Annotated in this window: 12 protein-coding genes; 1 reads left to right on the forward strand and 11 read right to left on the reverse strand. The window is 56.5% G+C overall.

The features are described 5' to 3' along the window. Positions 1 to 11 precede the first annotated feature (11 nt). The 10 genes from RBQ93_RS09315 to RBQ93_RS09360 form a co-directional block, all read right to left on the reverse strand. Entirely contained in the window at positions 12 to 653 is a 642-nt protein-coding gene (locus tag RBQ93_RS09315) for a TIGR04282 family arsenosugar biosynthesis glycosyltransferase (RefSeq protein WP_320371835.1), read from the reverse strand. Then, complete coding sequence (locus RBQ93_RS09320) at positions 634 to 2,661, reverse strand: diguanylate cyclase domain-containing protein (RefSeq protein WP_320371836.1); 2,028 nt, start codon at positions 2,659 to 2,661, stop codon at positions 634 to 636. The genes RBQ93_RS09315 and RBQ93_RS09320 overlap by 20 nt, the downstream gene beginning before the upstream one ends. A 171-nt stretch (positions 2,662 to 2,832) precedes the next feature. Next, complete coding sequence (locus tag RBQ93_RS09325) at positions 2,833 to 3,507, reverse strand: TIGR04283 family arsenosugar biosynthesis glycosyltransferase (protein ID WP_320371837.1); 675 nt, start codon at positions 3,505 to 3,507, stop codon at positions 2,833 to 2,835. A gap of 2 nt (positions 3,508 to 3,509) precedes the next feature. After that, the gene (locus RBQ93_RS09330; RefSeq protein WP_320371838.1) at positions 3,510 to 4,502 is read right to left on the reverse strand and encodes a radical SAM protein; all 993 of its coding nucleotides are present in this window, start codon (positions 4,500 to 4,502) and stop codon (positions 3,510 to 3,512) included. A 315-nt stretch (positions 4,503 to 4,817) separates the two neighbouring features. Next, the gene (locus RBQ93_RS09335; protein ID WP_320371839.1) at positions 4,818 to 5,579 is read right to left on the reverse strand and encodes an acyl-CoA dehydratase activase; all 762 of its coding nucleotides are present in this window, start codon (positions 5,577 to 5,579) and stop codon (positions 4,818 to 4,820) included. A 2-nt stretch (positions 5,580 to 5,581) separates the two neighbouring features. Beyond that, positions 5,582 to 6,871 (reverse strand): double-cubane-cluster-containing anaerobic reductase, encoded by a 1,290-nt coding sequence (locus RBQ93_RS09340; RefSeq protein ID WP_320371840.1) that lies wholly within the window; start codon positions 6,869 to 6,871, stop codon positions 5,582 to 5,584. A gap of 69 nt (positions 6,872 to 6,940) precedes the next feature. Then, a complete protein-coding gene (locus RBQ93_RS09345; RefSeq protein ID WP_320371841.1) occupies positions 6,941 to 7,621 on the reverse strand; it encodes a TVP38/TMEM64 family protein in 681 nt (226 codons plus the stop codon). Next, complete coding sequence (locus tag RBQ93_RS09350; RefSeq protein WP_320371842.1) at positions 7,618 to 8,271, reverse strand: DUF3047 domain-containing protein; 654 nt, start codon at positions 8,269 to 8,271, stop codon at positions 7,618 to 7,620. Before RBQ93_RS09350 ends, RBQ93_RS09345 begins: the two co-directional genes overlap by 4 nt. Beyond that, a complete protein-coding gene (locus tag RBQ93_RS09355; RefSeq protein WP_320371843.1) occupies positions 8,268 to 9,338 on the reverse strand; it encodes a (Fe-S)-binding protein in 1,071 nt (356 codons plus the stop codon). The genes RBQ93_RS09350 and RBQ93_RS09355 overlap by 4 nt, the downstream gene beginning before the upstream one ends. A 9-nt stretch (positions 9,339 to 9,347) precedes the next feature. Continuing rightward, a complete protein-coding gene (locus RBQ93_RS09360) occupies positions 9,348 to 9,764 on the reverse strand; it encodes a rhodanese-like domain-containing protein (protein WP_320371844.1) in 417 nt (138 codons plus the stop codon). Between the two features lie 119 nt (positions 9,765 to 9,883). Between RBQ93_RS09360 and RBQ93_RS09365 the strand changes: the two genes are divergently transcribed. Further along, positions 9,884 to 10,768: a selenium metabolism-associated LysR family transcriptional regulator gene (locus RBQ93_RS09365; RefSeq protein ID WP_320371845.1), complete on the forward strand. Its 885-nt coding sequence runs from the start codon at positions 9,884 to 9,886 to the stop codon at positions 10,766 to 10,768. Positions 10,769 to 10,784: 16 nt separating this feature from the next. Here RBQ93_RS09365 and RBQ93_RS09370 read toward each other — a convergent pair. Then, the coding region (locus tag RBQ93_RS09370; RefSeq protein ID WP_320371846.1) for a YfiR family protein at positions 10,785 to 11,077 on the reverse strand (293 nt) is incomplete at its 5' end.

Consider the following 11,077-nt stretch of genomic DNA (forward strand, 5'->3'; position numbering starts at 1 on the left):
GCAGCGAATGGTTAGTTTTTCCAGGGTAGTCCTCCCCGTTGTTCCACTGACTCCAGATCAGCCAGGGTATCGATATCTTGCAGCGTCGGCAGCAGCCCAACCGTCAGACTGGCTCGAGCAGCCCGTGTCAGCGTCAGCTCAAGAACCTGATCAGTGCTCCAGGGGATGTTACTAAAAACTGCCGGCGTGAAGCTTTGACGATTGAAGCCGATCAGACAGTAGCCGCCATCCAGGGCCGGACCGACTACCAGATCATGATTAGCAAGCATCTGGAAGGCCAGGTGCAGGTAGTTGTGGTCAATGCCGGGGATATCGCTGCCGATCAACACCACCTGGTGCGTTCTTTCTGTAAACAGTTTGCTGAAGGCCGCTGCCATCCGTTGGCCGAGATCTGTGCCTTGCTGTGGCAGGCAACGCCATGCAGACGCTACCCAGTTTGCCGGTAGCTGTTCAGGGCTGGTGCCGTCGTACATCACCACCAGTTGAAAGCCGCTTTGATGTGCCTGATTGATGACAGCCTCGGTCAGACGGCAATACAGTGAACAGGCTGCAACAGCGCCGATGTCTCTGGCAAGGCGGGTCTTGACCCGTCCAGGCACCGGAGGTTTGACAAACAGCGCGATCAGTTTGTCGTTACTGTTGGGATGGGTCATTGCTCTGCACCACATAGCGGTGCTTGCCCAGCTGTTTTGCCTGATAGAGCGCCTGGTCGGCCCGCAGGCGTGTCTGCTCGATGGTTTCGCTGCCGTGGGGATCGTGGTGCGCTATGCCGATACTGACGCCGAGCTCAAGCTGCTGGTTGTTGATGGAAAAGGGTTCCTGCATGCTGTCCAGCATCCGTTGGGCGACCCCCTCTGCCACGGCACCGTTGCCTTCTTCCACCAGCAGGGCGGCGATGAACTCGTCGCCGCCGATCCGCGCCAGCAGATCCACCTCGCGCAGGGTGTCCAGCAGACGGCTGGCTGTGATGTATAAGACCTGGTCACCGGCATCGTGTCCGTGGCGGTCGTTGACTGATTTAAAGCCGTCAAGGTCGATATACAGCAGGGCGATCTGTTGCTGTTCGCGGCGGGCCAGTGCCTGCAGCCAGGTCAGCTTTTCATCAAAGGCGGTCCGGTTGAGCAGCCCGGTCAACGAGTCGTGATAGGCCATCCAGCGGACTTTTCGTTCGAGCGCCTGGCGTTCGGTAATGTCGCGAAACACCAACACTGCCCCGTGCACCTCATGCTGGTACTGTGTCACCCGGTATTCAACCGGAAAGCTGCTGCCATCCTTACGCCGGAACAACTCCCCACTTATGTCGGCGCTGCCGCCAGTACGACAACAGCGCAATATCAGACAGTCATCACTGGCGGTCCGTTCACCTGCAGCATTGAGGTGGCAGAACAGGTCATGGATATTCCGTCCGCTCATCTCTTCGATCGACCAGCCGGTCAGTTGTTCGGCTGCTCGATTGGCAAAGGTCATGCAGCCCTGCTGATCGAGTCCTATGATGCCGTCGCCGGCCGAATGAAGGATGGTGGTATTTTTTTCAGCCAGTTCGGTTAGTTTGGCAGTTTGTTCATCGATGGTTTTTTGCAACTGACGACAGGAAAAGCGAAACAGCATGATCAACAACAACTCAAACAGCAGAAAGCTGCCGATGGCGTAGATGATGATAAAGAGGTGGTCGTTGCGGTGGGCGGTATAACGGCTGGTTATGTCGCTCCAGAGCAGGATGGAGCCGACCGGGTCAGGGTGTCCGTCGCGCAGGCCCTTATAGTCAAACAGGGGGAAACGGGTGATCGCAAAGGTCTGCCCGCTGTCATGCAGCACGTAGGTGTTGTGGGCGCCGCGATAGCTGTTCTTGAATGATGGACTGCGCAGCAGCCGTATGACTTCGGGCCGCGATGATGCCTCGATATAGCAGCTGTCCGGTGCGTCTGCCGCCCCTCCGAGCATGTTGCGCTTGATAAACTCCTGCCACATGTTCTGATCAACCTGGTCACGGTTGAGCAGCACGGCTGCTCCGCGTCCGGTGCGGTTATCCAGGGTCTTCAGAACCGGATCAAAGGAGGTTCCGACCTCAAGGGCACCGAGAAATTCACGTTGCTTTTCATCGCCCGATGACCAGACCGGTACCACCCCGCGCAGTCCGGAATAGATCCGCCCGGTTTCAAAGCCTGAGCGGGGCTTGTGGTCACGGTTGACATCTACGATCGTATGGCGCACCTGGTCCATCCGGTCGCCAAACTTGTCCGGTTGATGCACCCGCAGGAAACTGAGCGATCCGGGGCCAAGCTGAAAATGCAATTGGCGGGCCCCATAATCGCGCATCTGTTTCTGCCACATCGGCAGCACCAGCTGCAGCAATTCCTGACGAGCCGCTGCAGCTCTGGGACCGCCTGCGCCACCACCCTCTTGGGCTACGGCATGTTTGCCGGCCTGAAAGAGTTGTTGTACCCGCTGATCCTCGGCAATCACGGTAGCCAGCTGCAGCATGTTGTGAAAGGTGGTTTCGAGGGTGACATCGAGGGCGGCCTGGAGGGTCTGCCCTTCAACCGCCAGCGAATCCCTGAGTTGCAGATTGGTCCGTCGCCACTCAAGCGCGACGAACAGGACGTTCAGCGCTAGCAGCAAGAGCGTCAGCAGAATGAAGATGATACGTTTATTTCTGAGCATGAGTTTGTGACTATCTGAATTATGGTCTAATGGGATGCTTAAAATCCTGTTTCGATCAAGCTACGTTGTAGGTATACAGTAAATTTTTGTCAATGCAATTGAACGGAAAATATTAGTTGCGCGGTGGTGGTGCGGACAAGTGGATGGATTTGCTGTGTTAGCCCATAAGCTTCAACGGTAGTGCTGTGTAAGGGTTTCAGGGCTGTAACCGCAACGATAGCGTAGTAGCAGCCACCAGTTGTGCAGCGTGCGTCGGATAACGCCGTCTCTCTGCCAACGGCGGGCTGAGGTCTGCACACGTGTCGGCAGCAGCATGAAGCGGTGTCCCGAACGTTTGAGCCGATCACAGAGCGTAACATCTTCCATGAGCGGAAGCGGAGGGATGCCGCCAATCTGTTGGAGTGCCGATCGGGTCACGAAGATAGCCTGATCGCCGTAAGGCAGGGTAAACAGATTGCAGCGCAGGTCTACGAAATGTTCGATGATGCGATAGGCTAGCCCGGGGGTGTCGATTCCCAAGCGGAAGGCGCCCCAGACGGCTCCGTTGCCAACGGCTGAGGAAATGGCGCAAAAGGCATGGTCAGGTAGCAGCGTATCGGCGTGCAGCATCAGGATAGTATCACCGGTAGCTACGGCAGCACCGGCGGCCAGTTGGTTGCCACGGCCAGCCGGGGCTGTCAGCTGGATAACGGACGGATCAGTGATGACGTGCAGGGTGGAGCCGGCAGGGTCGCCATCCACCACAATAATCTCTGCCCTGGAGGCCTGGCGGCGTACCGCGGCAACGGTCCGGTTGATCCGCTGCTGTTCCTGCAGGACCGGGATGATCACGGAGAGCTGCAGCATGGTCAGCTGAAAAAGGCTGAGGGACCTTCGAGCAGCTGCCAGTCGGCCTCGTTGAAGATGCTGCTGCAACGAGCAACGGTGTGGCCGCGTCCTTCTTCAGTCTTCTCGAGTACGTCGCGAGGGTTTGCGCCGCTCTCGGCCCAGAACAGGTTTGCGCCGGCCAGGGCGCCGATGCCGCAGGGTTCGTGGGTGCAGTTGCCGATGACGGTGTGGGGTACGGCCAGTCGTGTGACCGCTACAATCTGGGCCATACGCAGCTCGCTGATCATACCCCGCTCCGCCAGGGTGGTGCCGGGGATACTGATGCGGCGTGCCGCACCGCTGAAGGCCGGCTGGTGCGCGGCGGTGAACAGGATCAGTTCAGCCAGTTCTTGGTTGCTATGTTCCGGGCCGACCGGCTCGACACAGGTTCCCACCACCAGACCGGCTTCCTTGAAGCCCCTGATAGACCTGAGGCGCGCATCCGGCGCAATGTCGCTATCGGTGCCTTCTCGTAGCCGCAGAGCGTGATAGACGCCGTTGAAACCGGCATCTTTCAATAGGCGCGCCCCGGATTCCTGCTGATCCCCTACGTTGGCTATCAAGATCGTTTCAGGGTGTAGCCGTCGCCTGACCTCTTTGCCATATTCACAGAATTCGGCCAGATCGAAGGAAGCGGTGGCCATCAGGTAGATGGCGTTGACGCCGTTTCGTTCAAAGGCAAGGGCGGTCTGAACCGCATCGTCCGGGCTGATCTGAGAAGATCCTTTAAAGATGCCGTTTTTGGCAGCAAAGGAGCAGAACATGCAGTTTTTGGGGCAGGGGGCCAGATTGAGCGCAAACTGGCCATGCACCTCAGCCCTGTTTGCACAGAGTCGGGCTGAAAGCGCCCGTGAGGCAGCCAGCACTTGATAGCTCTCGGATGAGGTTGGCGGTAGCGAGAGCAGGTACACAATTTCATCAGCAGTCAGGCGCTCGTCATTGAGCGCCTTGGTAATCAGGTCATTGAGATGCACGACTGCTCCTTTTGGCGTTTGTTTTTGCATGCAAGGCAGGGACCAGTGCAGATAGACCCAGCAGGACAAAGGAATCCAGTACCCGTGGTGAGGCGATGTCAGCCTGGTTGTTAATCTGGGCTAGCCTGACACCAGCATTTGTGTGCGCCCGCCGGGGATTCCGGCGGGCTGGATTCGGCACCCTTCTTTGCAATGGGAAACCGGACGGATTCTGAAGCGCTCAGTCCACATGGTTAGAACATCCTTTCGTATAAAGTAGGCTGGAAAATAATAACAGCCTACTGCTAGAATTCAAAACTGTAAGCCAAACTCGATTTAGTCCATTTCTGCATGATGCAGTAATTCAGCCTGAAGAGCGGCTCCCAGGGCACCGACAATTGAAGGGTGTTCAGGTACCAACACAGGCACGCCCAAGTCCTGTTCCAACAACGACACCATAATCCTATTGTTGGCAACGCCACCGGAAAAAACCAGATGATCACCACAACCAACCTTACGGACCATGGTTGCCAGACGATTGGCAACCGCCAGATGCACCGCCCTTGCAATCTCAGCCGGTGGCATGCCGCTGTTCTTGAGTGAAACCACCTCTGATTCGGCAAATACGGCGCACATACTGTTGATGGGGGTGGCTTGGTCAATACTGGCTGCAGCGGCGCAAAAATCTGACATACTGTAGCCCAGTGAGACTGCCATCATTTCTAGAAATCGCCCGGTGCCGGCTGCACACTTATCATTCATCTGAAAATTCTGCATCTTACCGTCGTTAGTAAGGCTGATTACCTTTGAATCCTGCCCCCCCACATCCAGAATGGTACGGCACTGGGGGAAGAAGTAGCGTGCTCCCATGGCATGGGCCTTGATTTCCGTGATGACATCCACCTCAGCATGTTGCTGCACCAGGTGGCGTCCGTATCCGGTTGCGACAGCCCTTGCCGGTGCATATTCCGCAATAAACGCAAGGGCCTGCTTGTGGGGCTCGAATCCGCTTTCCGTAACGTTGTGAGAGGTAATGGCCCCCTCTTTGAGTGCCACTACCTTGATGGTCCGTGAGCCTAAATCAACACCTACCTTCACCACTACCCCCTGATCTGCTCAATGAACGCCTCAACCCTGGTCTTGAGTTGCCCCACATCATCGGGTGAGTAATCCGATTCAATGGCCATGAAGGGGATGCCTCGCTCTTCGCAGGCCTTGCGCAGCTTGACCGCCTCGATGTTGTAGGTGTGACAGAACTGCAGGCAGTAATCAATAATTCCCTGTGCCCCGGATTCTTCATATTCCTTCAGTACCTGGTCAATTCGCTCGGTGTTGGGGGTAAAGCAGGAGCAGTCAATCTGCATGTAACGTTCTGTCAGTCGCTCCAGTTGCTGTTCCAGTGTGGTGGCACCTTCGTCAATCAGATCTTTGTAGTAGCGGGTGCCGATACAGCTTTCTTCATTCACCACCACCGCGCCGGAGGTCTCAATGATGTTGTGCAGTTTCCAGTTGGGAAGCGCCATCGGAGTACCAGAGACCATGATTCGTGGTGTTGTGGCAGGAGCCACGGCTATTCCCTGTTTGATCCGCTCTTCCAACTCATCACAAAGGATGTTGACCTTTTCAACAAAGCGATTGGGCTCGTCATAGAAGGCTATCTGCTCGATCAGCAGCATATCCTTGCCACTGATCGGAGCTGGATTGTGGTGGCGCAGACGGTTCAGGCGCTGAAGCGCCTTGCGTTTGGCATTGATGGTAACAATGGCCTGCTGCAGTTCGTCAAAACCGGTCTCCACACCGGTTATCTTGTCTACAGCAACCTTGAACTCCTTCACCTCATCCAGCCAGAGTGCCTTGTCTTTTTCCCGCTTCATCTGGGGAATTTCCATCACATGGGTTGGTACATATTCATCCAGCAGTTCCCAGGTCTTTTTCTTGGCATCGCAGGTGGTTTCGCCATAGACAAAATCAACGGCCTGAAAGTAAGGGCAGATCTTGCCGACCTTGAAACCAAAGGCGGACTTGACCATGGGACAGATGTTGCGAGGCAGCACCTTCTCCGCATCGGCAATGGAACCCTGGGCGCCGCCGCACAAACCAACACAGACACCGCCAGCAGCTACCACCACCTCTTCAGGTATGTAGACACAGAAGGTGCCGATCACCGGCTTGCCTGCATCCTTGGCCGCCATTAACTCATCAATACGACCAGTGTGGATGTTTTCCACCATGCCGTCAAAGTAGGCCATCTGTGCTGGACGGTTCTTCTGGGAGAGGAAGATGTTGGTGTAGGCCTGGGTCAGCATGGCCGGCATGCCAGAAAAACGGGGTACATCCATGCCGAGCTTTTCCCAAAGTTGCGGGTCTGATTTGACTTCGAAACTACTCATGGGTTCTGTCTCCTTTTGGTTTAAACAGTTGAAAGATTGAACTTCTTTGATGGTAAGGGATGTGCCGGATCATACGTCTGCAGGTCTTTTAAACCTGCTATACAGGGCCGGCACCAGGGCAAACAGCCCCAGCAGGGCAAAGGAGCCTAGCACACGGGCAGAAGCGATATCAGAAAGACTGGTGATGCTAGCCAGACTGGCCCCGGCATTGACGTAGACGAAGCCACCGGGAATGATGCCGAAGAAGGTGCCCAGCACAAAGGTGGAGAGCCGCAGGCGGGTCAGCCCGGCGGCCAGGTTGATCAGAAAGAACGGAAATAGAGGGACAAGTCTGAGAAACAACAGATAGTTGAATCCCCTTTCTTCAAGCTCCTTGTTAATCCCTTCAAGCTTGTTGCCAAATTTTGAAAGCACGGAATCCCGTAGCAGATACCGAGTAACCAAAAAAGAAAGGGTGGCCCCGATGGTGGCGGCGCTAACGGCATACACGGTACCCAGCCAGGGGCCAAAGATGGCGCCGGCCGAGAGCGACAGGATGGTGGCGCCGGGCAGGGCCAGGCCGGTCTGGATGATGTAGATCGTCATGAAGGCCGCTACCATCAGCAGGGCGTGCTCGGCGTAGTACTGCAGCAGCAGCTGACGGTTGGCCTTGAGGCTCTCCAGGGTTAGGAAACGGCCCAGATCAAGGTAGAAAAACAGCCCTACTGCTGTGAGTCCGATCAGTACAATAATCAGTTTGTTTTTAGTCATGGTTTTGTCGAAAGTGCGATCTCGCCGTACCACGCGGTGGCCTCGGCGCCAGTGTTATCGGTGTCGGTCATAATCGCCACGGCGCCGGCTAAGGGCGGGTCTTCACCAAACATACGGCGGTAGTCGGCCAGGATGTCGCGTTGTTCGCTGACCCACTGGCCGGCCATGGCAGGGCCTGATTGGACGGCCAGCAGCATGGCATTGGCGGTAAAGGCATTGGGGACAAACTCGCCTTTGGGCAGCTTGTTGGCCCAGATGTAGTTGATGGCACGCATCTGCCAGAAGAATCTCCCCGGAAAGACCACGTAGACCCGGGCGGCATAGTCGTCGCCCTGCTTGGTCCGTTCGTTGCCTGCAGCGATGGTGCCGGCAACCTTCCAGCTCCACTGCAGGTAGCGGTACCTGTGCGGGTCAAAACTCATTTTTTTGCTGATGCCGGAGGCAGCGTCTTTGGCATGGGCCTTCACTACGCTACGTCCGTCCTCCTGAACGATCCGGTAGCTGGTGGTCCCTTTGAAACTCTTGGGTTCCCAGCCTTTCAGGCCTTCACTTGCAAAACGGGAGACCACCAGTTCATCGGCCTGGGCGGAGAGACTGAAAAGGGTGCTAGCGGTGAAGAGCAGCAGGGCGGTAACGAACAGTTTGCTCATGGGAGTCTCGAAAAACGTAGTAGTAGTCGGTTGAACCAGCGCCTGAACGATGCTGCCGGCTTGTCTGAAAAACTGCCGGTGCCGGTTAACAGGTCGGCAACATGGGCGGTTGGTGTCACGCTGGACAGGGTTTCGCAACAGCCGGCGCAGGATGATACCAGCGGACGCTCGGCAGCTTCGCCACCGATCAAGGTCGCCTCTTTACGCACAGTGCCGGGAACACAGCCTTCCACTATGCCGCCCTGGCCGCAACAGCGGGTTACGGTTCCGCTGGATGGCAATTCCTCAATCCGGTAACCAGTAAGCTTAATCAGTTTACGCACGGCTTTGTGTTGTGCCAGATCAAAACGCGCAGGACAGGGATCATGCACCGAGACCGTGCCGAGCGTCACCTCTGGTACGCTTGTCGGCTGTTCAGCAAGCAGTTCATAGACGCTGTGTACTTCGATATCCTGTCCATGTTTTTTTAGGATTTTGCTGCAACCTGGGCAGGCGGTCAGCACACGAGTGATCCCATACGTTTTGAGCCGCTGCTGCAGACGGTTAAAAATGGTGTTGAACTGTTTTTCCAACCCCAGGTCGTGCGATATCTTGCCACAGCAATCCAGCACCAGCCCAATGGACCGATCATGGTGCTGTAGTCGCCTGAACAGTTCTTTGGTTGCAGCAGGCCGCGTTCCGGGCAGAGAACAGCCAGGGAAGAACACGGTCCGGCAGTTGGCAGGGATCTGGTCGCGCCTGAATAGCACAGAACCACCCAGCCGTTCATAGGTAAGCCACGGTTTATAGGGTTTGAGGTCAACCAGCCCCTGGGCCGTTGCTTGCTGCCGCATGGCAAGAAACTGGGATGATGGGGAGAGCTGCTCCGGACAGACGACATCGCACAGCCCGCACAGGGAACAGCCGTAGGCGGTCAGCAGGTTGTCGGGATTACTCCCGCGCTTGGCTATGGCGGCCGGTGTGCCGTGCTGCTGCAAAAATGCGCATGGGCGCACACATTCGCCACAGGACGTACAACGGGCGGTCATGTCCGACATGACCGCCCTGAGAGATTGCTGCGTTGTCATGGCTGCTGCTTACCGGCCCTTGACAAATATCTGCGGAAACTCCCAACCAGCAATGCCGTCCTCCAGGATCTTCATACGATCTTCAGGCACCCCTTTGCTGAGCAGATAGTCGTAGCTGTTTTTGGCGCCGGACTTGCCGCGGGGGCAGATCACGATTACCGGTGCCTTGGACTGGCTGATGATCGGCAGCACTTTGTCCAGGCGAGCCTTTTCTTCGGCTGATTTAGCCGGGAAGGCGTTGGTTTCGATGGAGCCGGGCAGGTGCTGTTTCTCAAAATCGGCAGCCGGTTGGATATCCACCAGAATCAGTTCCTGCTTCTGATCCATCAGTTGTTTGAGCTCTTCCGACTCGATAAAGTTGGCGGCCAGGGCGCTGGCTGCAGTCAGCAGGGTAAAGGTCAGGGTCAGTGCCATACGTTTCATCATGATAAGCTCCTTGTATTCGAAAAATCGAATGTTTTTGATACCAACTGTTGGCTTGCCTGGCAAATGGATAATATGGTAAAAATCGCACATTAGTATCTATTAAACCGATAGGATTGCAGATGACCCTGAAACAACTTGAACTATTCCTGGCCATTACCGATCAGCGCAGCTTTTCGCGGGGCGCCGAGCTGGTCAGTCTGGTGCAGTCCACCGCCAGTCAGCATATCCGCAGCCTGGAGGATGAGTTGGCCAGCAGGCTGTTCGACCGCTCGAAAAAAGGAGTCTATCTGACCGAGGCCGGACGGCTGTTTGAACAGCATGCCCGCAAAATTTGTACAGCGTGCGATGACGCACGCGTGGCCATGCGCCGTTTTGCAGGCGCTGAGGAGGCTGTTGTGCGGGTAGGGGCCAGCACCATCCCGGCTGCCTGCCTGATTCCTGATCTGTTGGGACCGTTTACTGCAGCCTGGCCCGGCGTGCGCCTGGAGCTGGTGCAGGGTGATACCCGCGAGGTACTACGTCTCTTGCAGGCCGACGCGATGGAACTGGCACTGGTGGGGGGACGCTATGATGCAGAACAGATCATCTTTGAGCCGATCGCCAGTGAGCAGATCCTGTTGGTGGCAAGCCCTGTTTTGCAGTTGAAACGGCTTGATCACTGCCATGATCTGCTGCAGCTGCCGCTGATCCTGCGCGAGCCGGGATCAGGCACTCGTCAGGTGGTGGATGCCGCACTGGTGCAAGCCGGCGTCAACCTGTCGACGTTGCGGGTGATTGCCCAGCTGGGCAGCAGCGAGGCGGTGCGTAGGGCGGTATTGAGCGGAGCAGGCTGCGGTTTTGTCTCGTCTCTGGCGGTGGAACGTGAGTTGGCGGCGGGGGCGTTGCTGGCGGTTAGCGTGCCGGGGCTGACCATCCGGCAACAGTTCTATCTGGCCACCCGGCGCGGCAAGACCATCTCACCGGCAGCGGCCGCGTTTATTGCAACGTTGCGTAAGCAGTCTTAGCGTGGTGACACGGGGCCTATTCATTATCGCGAACAATCCGGGCTACCTTCAGCAGCTGACTGCTGATCTTTAAACGGCTTTGGCGCGCAGCGGCGAGATTTATCTCGAAACGCACCTTACCGTCCTGCAGGAACAATTCCACCATGCCGCCGTTGCGGCTGAAACCTGAAACGTCTCCCACGGTGTGAATCGGCGTGCAATATTGACCCACTTTCGGGGGTAATCGGCATCCAAAATTGACCCACCCCAGCACTTCCTCCATGCTCTCTGGAATTAGTCCAGAGAGAGGAGCATGAAAGGAGATGCTGA

This window comes from Trichlorobacter sp., assembly GCF_034008105.1.
GTDB lineage: Bacteria > Desulfobacterota > Desulfuromonadia > Geobacterales > Pseudopelobacteraceae > Trichlorobacter.